General features: G+C 70.8%; 17 protein-coding genes and 1 tRNA gene. 16 read left to right on the top strand and 2 right to left on the bottom strand.

Annotation, left to right across the window (positions count from 1 at the left end; translation table 11 throughout):
* The first annotated feature begins 17 nt into the window (after nt 1–17).
* From mmuM to ABUW04_RS23440, 3 genes are all read left to right on the top strand, one after another.
* Nucleotides 18–938, top strand: coding sequence for a homocysteine S-methyltransferase (mmuM, locus tag ABUW04_RS23450; RefSeq protein WP_380566476.1), 921 nt, complete (start codon nt 18–20; stop codon nt 936–938).
* Between the two features lie 362 nt (nt 939–1,300).
* Nucleotides 1,301–4,105, top strand: coding sequence for a glycoside hydrolase family 48 protein (locus ABUW04_RS23445; RefSeq protein ID WP_084714705.1), 2,805 nt, complete (start codon nt 1,301–1,303; stop codon nt 4,103–4,105).
* Between the two features lie 76 nt (nt 4,106–4,181).
* Nucleotides 4,182–4,925, top strand: coding sequence for an IMP cyclohydrolase (locus ABUW04_RS23440; RefSeq protein ID WP_380566475.1), 744 nt, complete (start codon nt 4,182–4,184; stop codon nt 4,923–4,925).
* Here ABUW04_RS23440 and ABUW04_RS23435 read toward each other — a convergent pair.
* Complete coding sequence (locus tag ABUW04_RS23435) at nt 4,865–5,293, bottom strand: nuclear transport factor 2 family protein (RefSeq protein WP_380566474.1); 429 nt, start codon at nt 5,291–5,293, stop codon at nt 4,865–4,867. The two genes, ABUW04_RS23440 and ABUW04_RS23435, sit on opposite strands and share 61 nt — an antisense overlap.
* 97 nt (nt 5,294–5,390) lie before the next feature.
* Between ABUW04_RS23435 and ABUW04_RS23430 the strand changes: the two genes are divergently transcribed.
* Nucleotides 5,391–5,951: a TetR/AcrR family transcriptional regulator gene (locus ABUW04_RS23430; protein ID WP_232242312.1), complete on the top strand. Its 561-nt coding sequence runs from the start codon at nt 5,391–5,393 to the stop codon at nt 5,949–5,951.
* Between the two features lie 201 nt (nt 5,952–6,152).
* On the opposite strand, the gene ABUW04_RS23425 is transcribed toward ABUW04_RS23430, so the two are convergent.
* A tRNA-Arg gene (locus tag ABUW04_RS23425) sits at nt 6,153–6,224 on the bottom strand.
* Between the two features lie 181 nt (nt 6,225–6,405).
* Here ABUW04_RS23425 and ABUW04_RS23420 point away from each other — a divergent pair.
* The 12 genes from ABUW04_RS23420 (at nt 6,406) to ABUW04_RS23365 (ending at nt 21,052) form a co-directional block, all read left to right on the top strand.
* Nucleotides 6,406–6,816 (top strand): response regulator, encoded by a 411-nt coding sequence (locus tag ABUW04_RS23420; protein ID WP_030257275.1) that lies wholly within the window; start codon nt 6,406–6,408, stop codon nt 6,814–6,816.
* Between the two features lie 76 nt (nt 6,817–6,892).
* Complete coding sequence (gene argS, locus ABUW04_RS23415) at nt 6,893–8,554, top strand: arginine--tRNA ligase (protein ID WP_030257273.1); 1,662 nt, start codon at nt 6,893–6,895, stop codon at nt 8,552–8,554.
* Nucleotides 8,555–8,707: 153 nt separating this feature from the next.
* Nucleotides 8,708–10,099, top strand: coding sequence for a diaminopimelate decarboxylase (gene lysA / locus ABUW04_RS23410; RefSeq protein ID WP_030257272.1), 1,392 nt, complete (start codon nt 8,708–8,710; stop codon nt 10,097–10,099).
* Between the two features lie 132 nt (nt 10,100–10,231).
* Entirely contained in the window at nt 10,232–11,524 is a 1,293-nt protein-coding gene (locus ABUW04_RS23405; RefSeq protein ID WP_380566473.1) for a homoserine dehydrogenase, read from the top strand.
* 21 nt (nt 11,525–11,545) lie between these two features.
* A complete protein-coding gene (gene thrC / locus ABUW04_RS23400; RefSeq protein WP_030257268.1) occupies nt 11,546–12,616 on the top strand; it encodes a threonine synthase in 1,071 nt (356 codons plus the stop codon).
* 240 nt (nt 12,617–12,856) lie between these two features.
* Complete coding sequence (gene thrB, locus ABUW04_RS23395; RefSeq protein ID WP_030257265.1) at nt 12,857–13,777, top strand: homoserine kinase; 921 nt, start codon at nt 12,857–12,859, stop codon at nt 13,775–13,777.
* 544 nt (nt 13,778–14,321) lie between these two features.
* Complete coding sequence (rho, locus tag ABUW04_RS23390; protein ID WP_030257264.1) at nt 14,322–16,460, top strand: transcription termination factor Rho; 2,139 nt, start codon at nt 14,322–14,324, stop codon at nt 16,458–16,460.
* 103 nt (nt 16,461–16,563) lie between these two features.
* Nucleotides 16,564–17,640, top strand: coding sequence for an LCP family protein (locus ABUW04_RS23385; RefSeq protein ID WP_051725591.1), 1,077 nt, complete (start codon nt 16,564–16,566; stop codon nt 17,638–17,640).
* 299 nt (nt 17,641–17,939) lie between these two features.
* A complete protein-coding gene (rpmE, locus tag ABUW04_RS23380) occupies nt 17,940–18,164 on the top strand; it encodes a 50S ribosomal protein L31 (protein ID WP_030257258.1) in 225 nt (74 codons plus the stop codon).
* 118 nt (nt 18,165–18,282) lie between these two features.
* Nucleotides 18,283–19,362, top strand: a complete 1,080-nt coding sequence (gene prfA / locus ABUW04_RS23375) for a peptide chain release factor 1 (RefSeq protein ID WP_030257255.1) — start codon at nt 18,283–18,285, stop codon at nt 19,360–19,362.
* 57 nt (nt 19,363–19,419) lie between these two features.
* The gene (gene prmC / locus ABUW04_RS23370) at nt 19,420–20,286 is read left to right on the top strand and encodes a peptide chain release factor N(5)-glutamine methyltransferase (RefSeq protein WP_030257253.1); all 867 of its coding nucleotides are present in this window, start codon (nt 19,420–19,422) and stop codon (nt 20,284–20,286) included.
* 118 nt (nt 20,287–20,404) lie between these two features.
* Nucleotides 20,405–21,052, top strand: coding sequence for an L-threonylcarbamoyladenylate synthase (locus tag ABUW04_RS23365; protein WP_030257250.1), 648 nt, complete (start codon nt 20,405–20,407; stop codon nt 21,050–21,052).
* Nucleotides 21,053–21,120: the final 68 nt, after the last annotated feature.

The following is a 21,120-nucleotide window of genomic DNA, read 5'->3' as shown; positions in this document are numbered from 1 at the left end:
GCAGAAGAAGGTGCACCATGTCCGTCCACCCGCCGCAGTCCCCCCTCACCGCCGCCCTGGCCGAGGGGCCGCTGGTGCTGGACGGCGGGATGTCCAACCAGCTGGCCGCCGCCGGCCACGACCTGTCCGACGAGCTCTGGTCGGCCCGGCTGCTGGCCGACCGGCCCGAAGCGATCGTCCAGGCGCATGCCGCCTACTACGCGGCGGGCGCGCAGGTCGCGATCACCAGCAGCTACCAGGCCACCTTCGAGGGCTTCGCCCGGCGCGGCACCGGCCGCGCCGAGGCGGCGGCGCTGCTGCGGCGCAGCGTCGAACTGGCCGACCGGGCCCGGCGCGAAACCGCAGGTGACGTCCCCAGGTGGGTGGCCGCATCGGTCGGTCCGTACGGGGCGATGCTCGCCGACGGCTCGGAGTACCGCGGCGACTACGGGCTGAGCGTCGCCGAGCTGGAGCGCTTCCACCGGCCCCGGATGGAGGTGCTCGCGGAGGCCGGCGCCGACGTGCTGGCGCTGGAGACGGTCCCGGACGCCAGGGAGGCGGAGGCGCTGCTGCGCGCACTGGACGGGCTCGGCGTCCCGGCCTGGCTCAGCTACAGCGTCGCGGGGGAGCGCACCCGGGCCGGGCAGCCGCTGGCCGAGGCCTTCGCCCTGGCCGCGACCGACGACGCGGTGATCGCCGTGGGCGTGAACTGCTGCGACCCGCAGGACGTGGAGCAGGCGGTGGCGCTGGCCGTGGAAGCCGCCGGCAAGCCGGTGGTGGTCTACCCCAACAGCGGCGAGACCTGGAACGCGCGGACCCGGGCCTGGGAGGGCTCCTCCCGTTTCGACAGCCACCTGGTCGAGGGCTGGGTCGAGGCCGGCGCCCGCCTGGTCGGCGGCTGCTGCCGGGTCGGACCGGACGCGATCACCGCCGTCGCCGAGTCACTGATCCAGCGCTGACTCTCCGTCAACTCGCGCTGACCGAGCAAGATCTGACGATCTCCAGGCCGACTCCGTCGCTGCGGACCGAGGTGCGTCACAGCTCTTGACGTGTCACCGGAAAGCCCCAACTATTGGGAGCGCTCCCACCTGGCCGCTCCGAAGAAAGCCCTGTGGGGCACCACATTCACCCTGTCGGCACCCGCCCGGCAGGAGGTCAGTACGTGCCGTGGATGGGAGCGCGCCCAGTCGCGCCCACCACCCGCCGGTGACCACCCCTCGCCGGTCACGAGCACCCGCCGAACAGTGCGTCCCTTCAGCATTCCCCCCACCCCGGCCCGCCGGGTCCCGGACCCGCCCGCCGTCGAAGGAGTACGACTGCCATGTCCGAATCCCTGTCCCGAAGGCGCTTCGCCATCGCCGCGGTCGGCACCGCGATGGCGGCGGTGAGCGGCGCGCCGGTCATCGCCAAGGCCTGGGCGGATCGCCCGAACACCGTCTCGCCCGAGGTGACCCCCTCGACGGACGCGTACACCCAGCAGTTCCTGACCCAGTACGCCAAGATCAAGAACTCGGCCAACGGCTACTTCAGCCCCGAGGGCATCCCGTTCCACTCGGTGGAGACACTGATCGTCGAGGCGCCGGACCACGGGCACCAGACCACGTCGGAGGCGTTCAGCTTCTGGTTCTGGCTGGAGGCCACCTACGGCCGGGTGACCGGCGACTGGACCGCCTTCAACAACGCCTGGACGACGGCGGAGCACTACATCATCCCGCAGCACGTGGACCAGCCGACCAACAGCTCCTACAACCCCTCCTCGCCGGCCACCTACGCACCCGAGTGGCCGGACCCCAGCAGCTACCCCAGCCCGCTCGACACCTCGGTGTCGGTCGGTCAGGACCCGCTGGCCAGTGAGCTGACCTCCACCTACGGCACCTCGGACATCTACGGGATGCACTGGCTGATGGACGTCGACAACACCTACGGCTACGGGAACACGCCCGGCACCGGCGCCGAGAACGGCCCCACCGCGACCGGTCCCTCGTACATCAACAGCTACCAGCGCGGCTCGCAGGAGTCGGTGTGGGAGACGATCCCGCAGCCCTGCACCGACCTGATGAAGTACGGCGGCACCAACGGCTACCTCGACCTGTTCGTGAAGCAGAGCGGTTCCTACGCCACCCAGTGGAAGTACACCAACGCCCCGGACGCCGACGCCCGCGCCGTCCAGGCCGCCTACTGGGCCTACCGCTGGGCCTCGGCCCAGGGCGCGGCGAGCCAGGTCACCGCCTCGGCGGCGAAGGCCGCCAAGATGGGCGACTTCCTGCGGTACTCGCTGTTCGACAAGTACTTCAAGCAGATCGGCGGCTGCACCAGCCCCACCGGCTGCGCCGCCGGATCCGGACGCAGTTCCGAGCACTACCTGATGGCCTGGTACTACGCCTGGGGCGGGGCGGAGCCGGGCGGCGGCTGGGCCTGGCGGATCGGGGACGGTGCCTCGCACCAGGGCTACCAGAACCCGCTCGCGGCCTGGGCGATGTCCAACGTGGCCGCGCTGACGCCGATGTCGCCGACCGCCAAGGGCGACTGGACCAGCAGCCTGGCACGGCAGTTGGAGTTCTTCCGCTGGCTCCAGTCGGCCGAGGGCGCCATCGCCGGCGGCTGCACCAACAGCTGGAACGGCGCCTACGCCACGCCCCCGGCCGGCGACCCGACCTTCTACGGCATGGCCTACGACTGGGAGCCGGTCTACCACGACCCGCCCAGCAACAACTGGTTCGGGATGCAGGCCTGGGCGATGGAGCGGCTCGCCGAGTACTACTACGTGACCGGGAACGCCAGCGCCAAGACGATCCTGGACAAGTGGATGGCCTGGGCCGCCTCGCAGACCACGGTCACGTCGAGCAACTTCTCGATCCCGTCCACGCTCAACTGGAGCGGGCAGCCGGACACCTGGAACGCGAGCAGCCCGGGCGCCAACGCCTCGTTGCACGTCACCGTCGCGGACTTCGGCAACGACGTCGGCGTCTGCGCGGCCTACGTCAAGGCGCTGACCTACTACGGCGTCAAGTCCGGCAACACCACCTACACCGCCCTGGCCAAGAGCCTGCTCGATGTGATGGCGACCTTCGCCGACACCAAGGGCATCGCGGTGGCGGAGACCCGCACCGACTACAGCCGCTTCAACGACCCGGTGTTCGTGCCCAGCGGCTGGTCCGGCAAGATGCCCAACGGCGACCCGATCGCGCCCGGGGCCACCTTCCTGTCCATCCGCTCCTGGTACAAGAACGACCCGTCCTTCGCCAAGGTCCAGACGTACCTCAACGGAGGGGCGGCGCCGTCCTTCACCTACCACCGCTTCTGGGCGCAGGCGGACATCGCCATGGCCTACGCGGTGTACGGCGAACTCGTCGCCGGCGGTGGCACCAGCACCGGCGACACCACCCCGCCCTCGGCGCCGACCAACCTGAAGGTCACCGGCGTGACCAGCAGCACCGTCTCGCTGTCGTGGACGGCCTCGACCGACAACGTGGCCGTGACCGGCTACGACGTCTACCGCAACAGCGCGCTGGCCGGGACCACCACCACGGCGACCACCTTCACCGACACCGGGCTGAGCGCCTCCACGGCGTACAACTACTCGGTCGTGGCGACCGATGCCGCGGGCAACCTCTCGACCGCGTCCAGCACGGTGACCGGCACCACCTCCGCGGGCACCGTCACCACCGGCACGGTCAAGGCGCAGTACAAGAACCTGGACTCCTCGCCGGGCGACAACCAGATCAAGCCGGGCCTGCAGGTGGTCAACACCGGCACCACCCCGCTGGCCCTGTCGACGGTGACCCTGCGCTACTGGTTCACCAGCGACGGCGGTGCCAACACCTTCAGCACCAACGTCGACTACGCGGTGATCGGCTCGGGCAACGTCACCCACTCGGTGGTCGCCATGCCCACCGCGAAGACTGGCGCCGACCACTACCTGCTGGTCGGCTTCACCACCGGCGCCGGCAGCCTCGCCGCGGGTGCCTCCACCGGCGAGATCCAGAACCGGTTCAACAAGACCGACTGGTCCAACTTCACCGAGACCAACGACTACAGCTACGGCACCAACACCAGCTACGCCGACGCCCCCAAGGTCACCGTCTACGTCAACGGCACCCTCGCCTACGGCACCGAGCCGTCCTGACCGGCCGGCCCGACCCACGGGTTCCCCCGGCTCCCTGCCTCCCGGCCGGGGGAACCCGTCCCCGAGAATGCTCCCCATGACGGTGACAGATCTGACCGCTTTGCTGACGTCGAATCCGTACCCGGGCCGGGGCGTGCTCTGCGCCCGCACGCGGTCCGGGACGGTGCTCGGCGGCTACTTCCTGACCGGCCGCAGTGACGCCTCCAAGGACCGCGCGCTGCGGCTGGAGCAGGACCGGCTGCTGGTGGGCCCGCTCGCGCCGAGCGAGCACGACCCGCTGCGGCACTACGAGGCGGCGCTGACCACCCCCGACTGGCTGGTGCTCGGCAACGGCGAGCAGGTCTCCGAGGTGACCCGAAGGCTCCGGAACGGGACCTCGCCCACCGACGCGCTGGGCGGGCTGGAGTACGAGCCCGACCCGCCGATCCGCACCTCCCGGATCACCGCACTGCTCAGCCGGGACGGCGGCCGCACCGCCGTGCTCGGCGCGGCGCGCCCGAGCAGCGGAACCCGGTCGACCAGCAACGTCATGACGCTGACCGTGCAGGCCCTGGAACCGGGCGAGGCAGTCCTGCTGACGACCTATCAGTCCGACGGTCGGACCGTCTCGGTGGCGGCACCGTTCCACGAGACCACCGTCGCCGCCCGGGACGCCGCCGAACTGCTGGACGAGATCTGGTCCGCGCTCGACCCGGAGTTCCGCGTCGCCGCCGCAGTGCTCGACCCCGTCGACGGACCCGCCTCGGTCCTTCTCGCCGCTCAGTCCACCTTCACCGCAAGGAGTTCGAACAGCTGGGCCGCCCGGACCGAGTCGCTGTAGTCGCGCGACTCCGCGATCAGGCCGTCCACGACCCGGACGATGTTGACGAACCTGAGCGAGAACGGGGTCCCGGACGTGACGATCGTCCCGCTCACGCCGAACTCGACGACGACGGTCCCGGGTTCCCGGGTCTCATGGACCGTCACGTCGTCGACCGAGTGGTAGCGGATCAGGTCGCCCATCGCCTTCATCCGGGCGCGCAGCTGCTCGTTGCCGGTGGCCGAGGCGGGGACGCCGTCCGGGGCGAAGGGGTTGGTGATGACGGTGTCGGTCGCGTACAGGTCGGCCAGGTCGTCGCGGGTGCCGTGGACGATCGTGTGGAGCATGAGGTCGACCGTCTCGCGGGCCGTGCGGGTGTTCTGGGACATGGCATGCCTCCTGATTAAGCGGGTTCATCGCCCCGCTTTTCGCCGACGACGATACGGGGCGCTCGCCCCGGTTGTCCAGGCGGATAAGCTGACCTCTGTGAACGAGGACCGACCGCTGCGTGCCGACGCCGCACGCAACCGCGCGAAGGTGCTGGAAGCCGCGCGGTCGGCATTCACCTCCGAGGGCCCGTCGGTGCCGCTGGACGAGATCGCCAGGCGCGCCGGGGTCGGTGCCGGGACGGTGCACCGGCACTTCCCGACCAAGGAGGCGCTGCTCGAAGCCGTCATCGTGGAACGGCTGGAGAATCTTCTGGCGGACGCCCGGGCCGCACTCGCCGCAGCGGACGCGGGCGAGTCGTTCTTCGCCTTCTTCACCTCGATGATCGCCGACGCGAGCACCAAGATGGACATGGCCGCCGCGCTCAGCCATGTCGGCGTGGACCTCCGCGAGGCGACGCGGGCCGTCGCGGGCGATCTTCGCGTGGCCCTGGAGGCACTGATGCAGCGGGCCCAGGAAGCGGGAGCCCTCCGCGCCGACGCCGGCGTCGAAGACCTGCACCTGCTGGTCGTCGGCGCCGTCGCGGCCGAGCAGTGGAGCGCGCGGCCCGAGGCGGCGGCCCGGATCGCGCAGCTGATGTGCGACGCACTGAGGCCCTGAGCGCGCGTCGGCGAAGAGGAGCGACCGCTGCGGCCGGTGACGCCGGCGGGGCACGACAGGCGGTCCGCCCCGTCGGTTTCAACTCGTCCACCCGGCAACCGGCTTGACGCTTCCTGAGCCGCATCGGCGCCCCAAGCGAAGAGGCCCAGATCGCCGGGAATGTCCCGCCCGATCTGAGCCTCTGCCATGCGTCCTGCGAAGTGCCCCCGGTAGGATTCGAACCTACGCACCCGCCTCCGGAGGGCGGTGCTCTATCCCCTGAGCTACGGGGGCGCACTGTCTTGCGACGTGCAGAACACTACCAGCCCGGCCCAGGTGCTCGTGCACAGGTTTTCCGTCGTGGCGTCGGAGCCGGCGCCGGAGCCTGGACTGAGGACGGCTCCGCGGGGACACGTGTCGGCGGGATGGGGGAAAGCGGGGACGGGGAGTCACCCCGCCGCCTACCCTGAGTGATGTGTCCGGTTCCTCGGGACGGGTCCTCGTGGTGGATGACAGCGAGGTGATCCGCCATCTGATCAGGGTCAATCTCGAACTCGAGGGGTTCGAGGTGGTGACCGCGGCCGACGGTGCCGAGTGCCTGGACATCGTCCACGCGGTGCAGCCCGATGTCATCACCCTCGATGTGGTCATGCCCCGGCTGGACGGGCTGCGCACAGCGGCCCGGCTGCGGGCCGATCCGGTGACGAGCGGGCTGCCGATCGCGATCGTCAGCGCCTGCACCCAGCTGGATCTGGAGCGGGGCGAGTCGGTCGGGGTGGACGCGTACCTGGGCAAGCCCTTCGAGCCGATGGAACTGATCGCGCTGGTGCGGCGGCTGTCCGAGGCGAGGTCGACCGCAGCGCGGTCGGAATTTCGCTCAGAGTGAACAAAACCGGCTCGCCCCGTCTCGCACCGCAAAAGCGATGAAGGAGGACGGGCCCTTCTCGCCTAGGCTTGCCCCTGTGACACCCGCAGAGCTTTCCCAGGCAGTCCAGTCCGCGGTTCGTGCCGCCGTTGAGGCGGGCGAGCTGACCGTCGCCGTGCCCGAAACGGTGACCGTCGAGCGGCCCAAGAACAGGGACCACGGCGACTACGCCACCAATGTGGCCCTCCAACTGGCGAAGGCGGCCGGACAGCCGCCGCGCCAGGTGGCCGAGCTGGTCGCCGCACGCCTGCGAACACTGCCCGGGGTCGCCAAGGTCGACATCGCCGGGCCCGGCTTCATGAACATCACCCTGGACGCCGCCACCCAGGGCGAGCTGGCCCGCGCCATCGTCACCGCCGGCGCCGACTACGGCCGCAACGACTCCTTCGCCGGCCGTCGGATCAACCTGGAGTTCGTGTCCGCGAACCCCACCGGGCCGATCCACATCGGCGGCGTGCGCTGGGCCGCCCTCGGCGACTCGCTGGGCCGGGTGCTCCGGGCCTCCGGGGCCGAGGTCACCACCGAGTACTACATCAACGACGCCGGCGTGCAAATCTCCAAGTTCGGCTCCTCGCTGCTGGCCGCGGCCAACAACCGGCCGGTTCCCGAGGACGGCTACGTCGGCGAGTACATCAACGACATCGCCGAGAGCATCGTCGCCGTCAACCCCGGCATCCTCTACCTCCCCGAGGACGAGCAGCTGGCGCGGTTCCGCTCCGAGGGCCTGCGGCTGATGGTCGCCGAGATCCAGCGCTCCATGGTGGAGTTCGGCGTCCACTTCGACGTCTGGTTCTCGGAGAAGTCGCTGCACGACTCCGGCGCCGTGGAGAAGGCGGTGGAGCGGCTGCGCGAGCAGGGCCACGTCTTCGACCAGGACGGCGCGACCTGGCTGCGCACCACCGACTTCGGCGACGACAAGGACCGCGTCCTGATCAAGGCGGACGGCGAGACCACCTACTTCGCCTCCGACTCGGCGTACTACCTCAGCAAGCGTGACCGCGGCTTCGACGTCAACGTCTACATGCTGGGCGCCGACCACCACGGCTACGTCAACCGGCTCAAGGCCATCGCCGCCTGCGCGGGTGACGACCCGAACGTCAACATCGAGGTCCTCATCGGACAGTTCGTGAAGATGTTGAAGGACGGCCAGGAGGTCCGCATGTCCAAGCGTGCGGGCAACATCATCACCATCGACGACGTCGTCGAGTGGATCGGCGTGGACGCCGCGCGCTACACACTGTCGCGCTCGCCCTCCGACTCCACCATCACCCTCGACATCGACGTGCTCACCAGCACCTCGAACGAGAACCACGTGTACTACGTGCAGTACGCGCACTCCCGGATGTGCTCGATCGAGCGCAACGCCGCCGGGCTCGGCTTCGACAAGGGACCGGCCGAGGGCTTCAAACCGGAACTGCTCGCCCACGAGGCCGAGAAGGAACTCCTCGGCCAGCTGGCCGAGTTCCCGCGGATCGTGGCCAAGGCGAGCGAACTCCGCCAGCCGCACCACGTCGCCCGCTACCTGGAGGAGTTGGCCGGTTCCTACCACCGGTTCAACGACAAGTGCCGGGTCCTGCCCTTCGGTGACGACGAGGTCACCGACCTGAACCGCGCCCGCCTCTGGCTGGTCGAGGCCACCCGAACGGTGATCGCCAACGGCCTGACCCTGCTGGGCGTCTCAGCCCCCGAACGCATGTGAGCCGGGGCGAGGGGCGCGGGGAGAAATCCCGCGCCCCTCGCCACATCTCGCCCCGCACCCCCGGAGACACGTAGACATGAGCGAGCGCAGCGAGCGAATCATTGAGAGGTGCGCAATCGGCGAAGGCACCGCCGAGCGTAGCGAGGCGGGCGCATGAGCCGCTCCGCCCACCCCGCCGGCCCGCGCCACGGGGACGTCCTGCCGGAGGGTCACTTCACTGCGCCCCCGGCCGATCTGAACCTGCTCGACCCCAAGGTCTGGTCCGCCACGGTGCGCCGCACCGACGACGGCTCGGTCACCGTCGGCGGGATCGACGTCCAGGACCTCGCCGAGGAGTTCGGCACCCCCGCCTACGTCATGGACGAGCAGGACTTCCGGGCCCGCTGCCGCGCCTGGCGCGAGGCCTTCGGCACCGACGCCGACGTCTACTACGCCGGCAAGGCCTTCCTCTCCCGCGCCGTGGTCCGCTGGCTGCACGAAGAGGGCCTGAACGTGGACGTGTGCAGCGGCGGCGAGCTCACCGTCGCCCTGTCCGCCGGGATGCCAGCCGAGCGCATCGCCTTCCACGGCAACAACAAGTCCAAGGCCGAGCTGGAGTACGCGGTGAAGTCCGGGGTCGGCCACATCGTGGTGGACTCCTACGACGAACTGGTCCGGCTCTCCTGGATCGCGCAGCAGCAGGGCGTGCGCCAGCAGATCCTGATCCGGGTCACCGTCGGCGTCGAGGCGCACACCCACGAGTTCATCGCCACCGCCCACGAGGACCAGAAGTTCGGCCTCTCGCTCTCCGGCGGCCACGCCGCCGAGGCGGTCCGCCGGGCGCTGATGCTGGACGGCCTGGAGCTGCGCGGCATCCACTCGCACATCGGCTCGCAGATCTTCGACACGGCCGGCTTCGAGGTCGCCGCCCGCCGGGTGGTCGGCCTGCTGGCCGAGATCAAGGCCGAGCACGGGGTCGAGCTCCCCGAGATCGACCTCGGCGGCGGCCTGGGCATCGCCTACACCAGCGACGACGACCCCAGCGAGCCCGCCGCGATCGCCACGGCGCTCACCGAGATCGTCCGGCGCGAGTGCGCTGCGGCGGATCTCACACCGCCGCGGATCTCGGTGGAACCCGGCCGCGCCATCGTCGGCCCCACCGCGTTCACGCTGTACGAGATCGGCACGGTCAAGCCGCTGGAAGGGCTGCGCACCTACGTCAGCGTCGACGGCGGCATGTCGGACAACATCCGCACCGCCCTCTACGACGCCGAGTACAGCGTCGCCCTGGTCTCCCGGGCCTCCACCGCCGAGCCGATGCTCAGCCGCGTGGTCGGCAAGCACTGCGAGTCGGGCGACATCATCGTCCGCGACGCCTTCCTGCCCGCCGACCTGGCCCCCGGCGACCTGATCGCGGTCCCGGCCACCGGCGCCTACTGCCGTTCCATGGCCAGCAACTACAACCACGCCCTGAAGCCCCCGGTGGTGGCCGTGGCCGACGGCCGGGCCCGGGTGATCGTCCGCCGCGAGACGGAGGAAGATCTGCTGCGCCTCGATATCGGCTGATGAAATACCAGTCTCAAACTATGGAACGTACGAAGATTTATCCGTCCCGTCCCTGAGACTGTCCGGACAGGACAGCACCACCCAAGAGAACACAGTCACACTCACCAGAGTTCAGCAGAGCGGAGTCGGACGATGCGCACACTGAAGGTAGCGCTCCTCGGTTGTGGAGTAGTAGGCACCGAAGTGGCCCGCATCATGACGACGGACGCCGCCGACCTCGCCGCGCGCATCGGCGCCCCGGTGGAGCTGGCCGGGGTCGCCGTGCGCCGGGCCAACCGGCCCCGGCCCGGCATCCCGGACCACCTGATCACCACGGACGCCGCCGAACTGGTGAAACGCGGCGACATCGACGTGGTGATCGAGGTCATCGGCGGCATCGAGCCGGCCCGCAGCCTGATCCTCAGCGCCTTCGACAACGGCGCCTCCGTCGTCAGCGCCAACAAGGCGCTGCTCGCCGCCGACGGCGCCGCGCTGCACGGCGCGGCCGCCAAGGCCGGCGTGGACCTGTACTACGAGGCCGCGGTGGCCGGCGCCATCCCGCTGATCCGCCCGCTGCGCGAGTCGCTGGCCGGGGACAAGGTCAACCGGGTGCTCGGCATCGTCAACGGCACCACCAACTTCATCCTCGACAAGATGGACTCCACCGGCGCCGGCTACTCCGAGGCGCTGGAGGAGGCCACCGCGCTGGGCTACGCCGAGGCCGACCCCACCGCCGACGTCGAGGGCTTCGACGCCGCCGCCAAGGCCGCCATCCTGGCCGGGATCGCCTTCCACTCCCGGGTCACCGCCGAGAACGTCTTCCGCGAGGGCATCACCGAGGTCACCGCCGCCGACATCGCCAGCGCCAAGGCGATGAACAGCGTGGTCAAGCTGCTCGCCATCTGCGAGCGCAGCACCGCGGCCGACGGCACCGAGTCGGTCACCGCCCGGGTCCACCCGGCGATGATCCCGCTCACCCACCCGCTGGCCAACGTCCGCGGCGCCTACAACGCGGTCTTCGTCGAGGCCGACGCCGCAGGCCAGTTGATGTTCTACGGCCCCGGCGCCGGCGGCGCGCCGACCGCCAGCGCGGTCCTCGGCGACCTGGTCGCGGTCTGCCGCAACAAGCTGGGCGGTGCCACCGGCCCCGGCGAGTCGGCGTACGCTCAGCTCACCGTGAACCCCATGGACGACGTGGTCACCCGCTACCACGTCAGCCTCGACGTCGCCGACAAGGCAGGCGTCCTCGCCCAGGTCGCCACCGTCTTCGCCGAGCACGGCGTGTCCATCGACACCGTCCGCCAGCAGGGCCGGGAGGGCGACGCCTCACTGGTCGTAGTGACCCACCGCGCCACCGACGCCGCGCTGTCCGCTACGGTCTCCGAACTGCGCACCCTGGACAACGTCCGTGGCGTGGCCAGCATCATGCGTGTCGAAGGGGAGTAACCCACTATGCCGAGCAGCGCAGTGACCAGCGCCCGTACCCACCAGTGGCGCGGCCTCATCAACGAGTACCGCGACCGGCTCCCGGTCACGGACGCCACGCCCGTCGTCACCCTGCTGGAGGGCGGCACGCCCCTGGTCCCGGCCCAGCTGCTGTCCGAGCGCACCGGCTGCGAGGTCTACCTGAAGGTCGAGGGCGCCAACCCGACCGGCTCCTTCAAGGACCGCGGGATGACCATGGCGATGTCCAGGGCCGCCGAGGAGGGCGCGCAGGCGGTCATCTGCGCCTCCACCGGCAACACCTCGGCCTCCGCCGCGGCGTACGCGGTCCGCGCCGGGATGGTCTGCGCGGTGCTGGTGCCGCAGGGCAAGATCGCCCTCGGCAAGATGGGCCAGGCCCTGGTGCACGGCGCGAAGATCCTCCAGGTGGACGGCAACTTCGACGACTGCCTGACGCTGGCCCGCGACCTCTCCGACAAGTACCCGGTGGCGCTGGTCAACTCGGTGAACCCGGTCCGCATCGAGGGCCAGAAGACCGCGGCCTTCGAGATCGTCGACATGCTCGGCGACGCGCCCGACATCCATGTCCTGCCGGTCGGCAACGCGGGCAACATCACCGCCTACTGGAAGGGCTACCAGGAGTACGCAAAGGACGGCCTCTCCAGCCACAACCCCCGAATGTGGGGCTTCCAGGCCTCCGGCTCGGCCCCCATCGTGGACGGCGCCCCGGTCCTCAAGCCGCAGACGATCGCCACCGCGATCCGGATCGGCAACCCCGCCTCCTGGGACTACGCGCTGGCCGCGCGGGACGAGTCCGGCGGGCTCATCGACAAGGTCACGGACCGTCAGATCCTGGCCGCGTACCGGCTTCTGGCCGCGCGCGAGGGGGTGTTCGTGGAGCCGGCCTCGGCCGCGAGCGTCGCCGGGCTGCTGCACGCGGCGGACCAGGGTCTGGTCGATCCGGGGCAGAAGATCGTGTGCACGGTCACCGGGAACGGGCTCAAGGACCCCGACTGGGCCGTCGCGGGCGCGCCGCAGCCGGTCACCATCCCGATCGACGCCACAGCCGCCGCGGAGCGGCTCGGTCTGCTCTGACGTTCACCACCCGGGGCGCGGGCTGCCCTCTGCGGAGGGTGCGCGTCCGTGACGGTTGTTCGCGCAGTTCCCCGCGCCCCTCATAGGGGCGCGGGGCTGTGCTTGATCAACTGCTTGCGCGAACGGCACCCCGCGCCGGGTTCACCCGCAACGCGCCCCCGCCCGGTACCCCCGGTGAACGCATCTTCGATACGCTGAAGGCTCCCTGCCGCAGGCGAGAACATTCCAGGAGCGACAGCGATGCCAGCCCCCGCTTTCCGTGCAGCGGCGACCCGCGTCCGCGTGCCCGCCACCAGCGCCAATCTGGGGCCCGGGTTCGACGCGTTCGGCCTCGCGCTGGGCCTCTACGACGACGTCGTGGTCCGCGTCGCCGACAGCGGCCTGCACGTGGACATCGCCGGTGAGGGCGCCGACACCCTGGCCCGCGACGAGCGCCACCTCGTGGTCCGCTCCATGCGCGCCGCCTTCGACCGCCTCGGCGCCCAGCCCCGCGGGCTGGAGGTGGTCTGTGCCAACCGGATACCGCACGGCCGGGGCCTGGGCTCCTCGTCCGCGGCCATCGTGGCGGGCATCACCGCCGCCCGCGCCGTCACCGTCGGCGGGCCCGAACTCATGGACGACGCAGCGGTTCTCGCGCTCGCCTCGGAGATCGAGGGCCACCCCGACAACGTCGCCGCCTGCATCCTCGGCGGCTTCACCATCGCCTGGACCGAGGCCGGCGACGAGGCCCGCGCGATCACCCTGGCGCCCTCGCCCGACGTGGTCCCGCTGGTGTTCGTCCCGGCGAACCCGGTGCTGACCGAGGTGGCCCGCGGGCTGCTGCCGGCCACCGTCCCGCACGCCGACGCCGCCGCCAACGTCGGCCGCGCGGCGCTGCTGGTCGAGGCGGTCACCAACCGCCCGGAACTGCTGCTGCCCGCCACCGAGGACCGGCTGCACCAGGACTACCGCACCCCGGCCATGCCGGAGAGCGCCGTCCTGGTCGCGGTGCTGCGCTCGCAGGGCGTCGCCGCCGTCATCTCGGGTGCCGGACCGACCGTGCTGGCGCTGACCGACGAGGCGACGGCCGAGAAGGCGCTCGCCGAGGCGGGGCCGGAGTGGGCCGCCCACCGATTGGCCCTGGATCTCGAAGGAGCCTGCGTACTGCCGCTGTCCGGCTGAGGAACGCGCTGTCCGGCCGATTGCGGGCCGGTCGGGGGTGTACCGAAGGGTGAGACAGGGGACACGATTGACAGACACACAGTGGGGGAATGTTTGTTGGGTCCAGTAGTGTTAATCTCATGTCTGCACCAGGCGCCCTACGGGGCCCGGTGCGCCGCGTCCCGATCCCGGTCCTCTCCGTTCCGCGGAGTGACCGTTCCGGGGCAGCAATTCTCCGGGAGCCCGCCACAGCGCGTACGCAGCCTGCCTGCGCAAGTGTGACCGCATCCCGAAGCCGTGTCGGTGCCCCAGTCCCGCATGTGACGCACATGGCCTGCAGATTCCGCGCAGCCGTGCCGAATCCTGCAGACCGGGGCAGTACAGCCGTGACACGCGACGGGGGCCCGGGAAGCGGTGTGCTTCGCCATGTGGGACACCGCACGTCCGTATGACCCGCCATCCGGCGGACCACCGCCCCGCCACTGCGAAAACGAGCGCAGCGGCGGACAGCACAACCGGTCGCCGAGCCAGACAGGCCGACGTCCGCTCCAGGGAAGGACCCTTCGTGAGCGACACCACCGATCTGATGGGCGTGCGCCCGGACGCCGAGGCGTCGGACGCCACTGCGGCCCCCGCGCCGAAGCGCCGTCGGACCACGGGCACCGGGCTCAACGCCATGGTGCTCGCCGAGCTCCAGCAGCTCGCCACCGGCCTTGGCATCAGCGGCACCGGCCGGATGCGCAAGAGCGACCTGATCGACGCCATCAAGGCGAAGAGCGGCGGGGACCCGCTGCTCGCCGCCTCCTCGGAGGCACCCCCCGCGAAGCGCGCCACCCGCGCCGCGAAGACCACCGCTGCCGCGACCGCCTCCGACGAGGCCCCGGCTGCCCCCGCGCGCCGCACCGCCCGCTCCCGCGCGGCCGAGCGCGCCGTCGACAGCGCGGTGGCCGAGCAGCAGCAGATCGACATCCCGGTCCAGACCGCGGGTGACAGTGCCCCCGCGGAGCGCGCCCCGCGCCGCAGCCGCCGTGCCACCGCCCCGGTCACCTCGCTCACGGGTGCCCCGGAGGAGACGCCGGCCGCTGCCGAGCCGGTCGCGGCGCCGGTGTCGGTCGCCACCGAGGTGCGCGAGCGCCAGACCCAGGAGCAGCCGGAGCAGGGCCGTGGGGACGGCACCGAGGGCCGGGAGCGCGAGGGCCGCAGGGACCGCCGCGAGCGCCGCGAGCGCGGCCAGCAGGGCCAGCAGGACGCCGCCCCGGCCGCCGCCGAGTCGGAGGGCGGCGAGGGCCGTCGCGACCGCGGCAACAGCAACGACCGCGGCGGCAACAACGACCGCAGCGAGCGCCGCAACCGCCGGGACCGCGACCGCGGCGGCAACCAGGGCCAGGACGGCCAGGGCCAGGGCCGCCAGCAGGGCGGTCAGAGCCAGAACCAGGGCCAGAACAACCAGAACAACTTCCCCGAGGACGACGAGTTCGGCGGCGGCCGTCGCCGCGGCCGCTACCGCGACCGCAACCGCCGCAACCGCCGCGACGGCTTCGAGGGCCCGGCCGAGCCGCAGGTCAACGATGACGACGTGCTGATCCCGGTGGCCGGCATCCTGGACATCCTGGACAACTACGCCTTCGTCCGGACCTCGGGCTACCTGTCCGGTCCCAACGACGTGTACGTGTCGCTGGCCCAGGTCCGCAAGAACGGCCTGCGCAAGGGTGACGCGATCACCGGCGCGGTGCGCCAGCCCAAGGACGGCGAGCGCCGCGAGAAGTTCAACGCGCTGGTCCGGCTGGACTCGGTGAACGGCAGCGAGCCCGACAACGGCCGCAACCGTCCGGAGTTCAACAAGCTCACCCCGCTGTACCCGCAGGAGCGGCTGCGCCTGGAGACCGACCCGGGGGTGCTGACCACCCGGATCATCGACCTGGTCGCGCCCATCGGCAAGGGCCAGCGCGGTCTGATCGTCGCCCAGCCGAAGACCGGCAAGACGATGATCATGCAGGCGATCGCCAACGCGATCACCCACAACAACCCCGAGTGCCACCTGATGGTCGTCCTGGTCGACGAGCGTCCGGAAGAGGTCACCGACATGCAGCGCTCGGTCAAGGGCGAGGTCATCTCCTCGACCTTCGACCGTCCGGCCGAGGACCACACCACCGTCGCCGAGCTCGCCATCGAGCGCGCCAAGCGGCTGGTGGAGCTGGGCCACGACGTGGTCGTGCTGCTGGACTCGATCACCCGCCTGGGCCGCGCCTACAACCTGGCGGCCCCGACCTCCGGACGCATCCTGTCCGGTGGTGTCGACTCGACCGCGCTCTACCCGCCGAAGAAGTTCTTCGGTGCGGCGCGCAACATCGAGAACGGCGGCTCGCTGACCATCATCGCCACAGCGCTGGTCGACACCGGCTCGCGGATGGACGACGTGATCTTCGAGGAGTTCAAGGGCACCGGCAACATGGAGCTCAAGCTCGACCGCAAGCTCGCCGACAAGCGGATCTTCCCGGCGGTGGACGTGGACGCGTCCAGCACTCGCAAGGAGGAGATCCTGCTCGGCTCGGAGGAGCTGGCGATCACCTGGAAGCTCCGCCGGGTGCTGCACGCGCTGGACTCGCAGCAGGCCATCGAGCTGCTCCTGGACAAGATGAAGCAGACCAAGAGCAACGCCGAGTTCCTGATGCAGATCGCCAAGACCACGCCGGGTCAGGACTGACCGCCGACCGTCTTCGCACTCCATGCCGCCGCCCCGGGACGAAACCCCGGGGCGGCGGCATTTGTGAGAGTGGTTCTCAGGCGGGGCGTTTACTGTTTGGGACATGGAGGACAAGTCGAACGAAACGCCGCAGCACAAGCTCCCGCGCTCACGCAAGCGCGTGCTGACCCTGCTGGCCTGGGCGACCGCGGCTGTCCTGGTGATCTGCGGCGGTACCGGCGGCTACCTGTACTGGAAGCTCAACGGCAACATCAAGACGGTGGACATCAACAGCGCGCTGGGCAGCGACCGCCCGGCCGCGAGCACCACCGGCGCCATGAACATCCTGATCCTGGGCTCCGACTCGCGCTCCGGCGGCAACAGCAAGGTGGCCGGCGGCACCGACGACGGGACGGCCCGCTCCGACACCGCGATGGTCATCCACGTCAACGAGGCGCACACCCACGCCGACGTGGTCAGCATCCCCCGGGACACCCTGGTCACCCGCCCCACCTGCGGGACCAAGGCCGGGGCCAGCGGGGTGATGTTCAACACCGCCTACGAGGTCGGCGGCGCGACCTGCGCGGTGAAGACCGTGGAGTCGATGACCGGGTTGCGGATGGACCACTACATCGAGGTCGACTTCGAGGGTTTCGCCAAGCTGGTCGACGCGCTGGGCGGGGTCACCGTCACCACCACGGTGGACATCAACGACACGGACAGCGGGTTGCACCTCAAGGCCGGCACCCACAAGCTGACCGGCCAGCAGGCGCTGGACTTCGTCCGTACCCGGCACGGCGTCGGCGACGGTAGCGACCTGGGGCGGATCGAGCTGCAGCAGCAGTTCGTCAAGTCGCTGATGTCCCAGGTGCAGAGCCTGGGGCTGCTGACCGACCCGGTGAAGCTCTACGAGCTGGCCTCCACGGCGACCAGTGCGATCACCACCGACAGCGATCTCGGGTCGGTCACCTCGTTGGTCTCCTTCGCGGAGAGCATGAAGAAGATCAAGTCCGCTGACATCACCGCGGTCACCATGCCCAACACCACCGCGCCCAGCGATCCCAACCGGGTGGTGGCGCTGGAGCCGGAGGCCACGGAGCTGTGGACGGCGCTGCAGAACGATGTGGCGGTGCCGGAGTCGGTCAAGGCGCTGCAGAGTGCGGACCCGGCGACGTCCGTGTCGGCCTCGACGGCGGGGTAGCTGTTCGGCCGCGGGTCGTGCATGGCTGGTCGCGCAGTTCCCCGCGCCCCTGGGTCAGTGCAACTTGCCCACCGTGGGTCACTTGCAGCCCCTCAGGGGCGCGGGGAACTGCGCGACCAGCCCACTACGGTCCGCACCTGTTAATCCGGCAGAAGCCCCCCGTGCGTAGCAGGAATACCTGCCGGGCGTCCCCGGTTTTGGGAGATGCGGCCAGTGCTGGCAGACTGGTACGTCGGTCCCGGTTCACGGATGGCAGCCCGCCGTTCGACCCGGAGCCCTCCCGAACCTAGGAGCACCCCTTGAAGCCCGAGATCCACCCGACCTACGTGGTCACCCAGGTCACCTGCACCTGTGGCAACGAGTTCACCACCCGCAGCACCGAGCCCTCCGGCGTCATGCGCGCTGAGATCTGCTCGAACTGCCACCCCTTCTACACCGGCAAGCAGAAGCTCATGGACACCGGTGGCCGCGTGGCCCGCTTCGAGGCCCGCTTCGGCAAGAAGCACGCCGCCAAGCAGGGCTAGCGACCTGTCGGCGCCGACCGGATGCCCTCCCGAAACGGGGGCACCCGGTCGGCGCCGTTCGCGTTGATCCACCCAACCCCACCGTGTCGTGACAAATGTCGGAAGAAGGCGCAGCCCCATGTTCGAGGCAGTCGAGGAGCTCCTGAGCGAGCACGCGGTTCTCGAGGAGCGGCTGGCCGATCCGGCGGTCCACGCCGACCAGGGCGAGGCGCGCCGCCTCTCCAAGCGCTACGCCGAGCTCACCCCGATCACCGCCACCTACCGCCAGTGGCGGCAGACCGGCGAGGACATCGAGACCGCGCGCGAGCTCGCCGACGACGACCCGGACTTCTACGCCGAGATCAAGCAGCTGGAGCAGCGCCGCGAGGAACTGACCGAGGAGCTCCGGCTGCTGCTGGTCCCGCGCGACCCCAACGACGACAAGGACGTCCTGCTGGAGGTCAAGGCGGGCGAGGGCGGCGAGGAGTCCGCGCTGTTCGCCGGGGACCTGCTGCGGATGTACCTGCGCTACGCCGAGAAGGTCGGCTGGAAGACCGAGATCATCGACTCCAACGAGTCCGACCTCGGCGGCTACAAGGACGTCCAGGTCGCGGTGAAGGCGCGGGCCGGCGCCGAGCCGGGCCAGGGCGTCTGGGCCCGGTTGAAGTACGAGGGCGGGGTGCACCGGGTGCAGCGGGTGCCCGCCACCGAGTCGCAGGGCCGGATCCACACCTCGGCGGCCGGGGTGCTGGTCACCCCGGAGGCGGAGGACGTCGAGGTCGAGATCAACGCCAACGACCTGCGCATCGACGTGTACCGCTCCTCGGGCCCCGGCGGCCAGTCGGTGAACACCACCGACTCGGCGGTGCGGATCACCCACCTGCCCACCGGTATCGTCGCCTCCTGCCAGAACCAGAAGAGCCAGCTCCAGAACAAGGAGGCGGCCATGCGCATCCTGCGTTCCCGGGTGCTGGCGGCAGCCCAGGAGGAGGCCGACCAGGAGGCCAGCGACGCGCGCCGGAGCCAGGTCCGCACGGTGGACCGCTCGGAGCGCATCCGCACCTACAACTTCCCCGAGAACCGCATCTCGGACCACCGCACCGGCTTCAAGGCGTACAACTTGGACCAGGTGCTCGGCGGCGAGCTGGACGCGCTGATCCAGTCGGCGGTCGACGCCGACGCAGCGGCCCGGCTCGAGGCCGCGGCCCAGAACGGTTGAGGCTCCTCCGGGACCCCAGGTCGGCCGTAGCACCCGGACATCCAGAGGAGGACTGACGTGAACCTGCTGCTCGCCGAGGTGGCTCAGGCCACCCAGCGATTGGCCGCCGCGGGCGTGCCCTCGCCGCGGTTCGACGCCGAGGAGCTGGCGGCGTACGTCCACGAGGTCAAGCGGGGGGAACTGCACACGGTTGCCGACGGCGACTTCGACGCCCGGTACTGGGAGGTCATCTCCCGGCGCGAGGCGCGCGAGCCGCTCCAGCACATCACCGGGCGGGCCTTCTTCCGGTATCTGGAACTGCAGGTCGGCCCCGGGGTCTTCGTGCCCAGGCCGGAGACCGAGTCGGTGGTCGGCTGGGCCATAGACGCACTGCGCTCCATGGACGTCGCCGAGCCGCTGGTGGTCGACCTGTGCACGGGCTCGGGGGCGATCGCGCTGGCGCTGGCCCAGGAGGTGCCGCGGAGCCGGGTGCACGCCGTCGAGCTGTCCGAGGAGGCCTACGCCTGGGCCCGCCGCAATGTCGACGCCAGCCCGGACGCGGCCCGGATCAGCCTGGTCCAGGGCGATGCCACCCGGGCCTTCGAGGACCAGCCCGAGCTGCACGGCCGGTTCGACCTGGTGATCAGCAATCCGCCGTACATCCCGCTGACGGAGTGGGAGTACGTGGCCCCCGAGGCCCGCGACCACGACCCGCAGCTGGCGCTGTTCTCCGGTGAGGACGGCCTGGACACCATCCGCGGCATCGAGAAGGTCGCGGCCCGGCTGCTGCGGCCCGGCGGTGTCGTGGTGATCGAGCACGCCGACACCCAGGGCGGGCTGGTGCCGTGGATCTTCCGCGAGGAGTCCGGCTGGACGGACGCCGCGGACCACCGCGACCTCAACAACCGACCCCGTTTCGCCACCGCCCGCAGGGCCGCACCGTGAGCACTGCCGCCGCAACCCGCACGACCACAGCGACCCGCATGAACAGCGCCACCCGCACGACCGTCAACCGCACCAACACCGTCACGTCTTCGCCGTCCCAGGGAAGGGGCCTGCACCGATGAGCCGCCGCTACGACTGTGCCGATCCGAGCGACCGCGCCGCCGGTCTGCGAGAGGCCGCGTCCGCGATCAGGCGCGGCGAGCTGGTCGTGCTGCCCACGGACACCCTGTACGGGATCGGCGCCGACGCCTTCAAGCCGGAGGCCGTCGCCGACCTGCTGGCCGCCAAGGGCCGCGGGCGGAACATGCCGACCCCGGTGCTGGTCGGCTCGCCGACCACGCTGCACGGCCTGGTCAGCGACTTCTCCGAGGCGGCCTGGGAGCTGGTGGACGCCTTCTGGCCGGGCGGGCTGACCATCGTCACCCGGCACCAGCCCTCGCTGCGCTGGGACCTGGGCGACACCCGCGGCAGCGTCGCGGTGCGGATGCCGCTGCACCCGGTGGCCATCGAGCTGCTCAACACCACCGGGCCGCTGGCCGTCTCCAGCGCCAACCTGACCGGCGGCACCCCGCCGGCCGACTGCGACGAGGCGCAGCGCCAGCTCGGCGACAGCGTCTCGATCTACCTGGACGGCGGTCCTGCCGACCACGCGGTCGCCTCCTCGATCGTCGACGTCACCGGGAAGACCCCGGTACTGCTGCGGGAGGGCGCGATCTCCGCGGCCCAGCTCCGCGAGGTGGTACCGGACCTGGAGGCCGGCAGTTGACCGATGTCCGAGCGGTCGGCCCCAGGGTCGACCATGCCGGCGCCGGGTCCCTGCGGGGGGCCGCGGCG

Source organism: Streptacidiphilus jeojiensis, assembly GCF_042510965.1.
GTDB lineage: Bacteria > Actinomycetota > Actinomycetes > Streptomycetales > Streptomycetaceae > Streptacidiphilus > Streptacidiphilus jeojiensis.
Note: the sequence above shows the minus strand (reverse complement) of the source record. Positions and strands in the feature narration are given on the sequence as shown.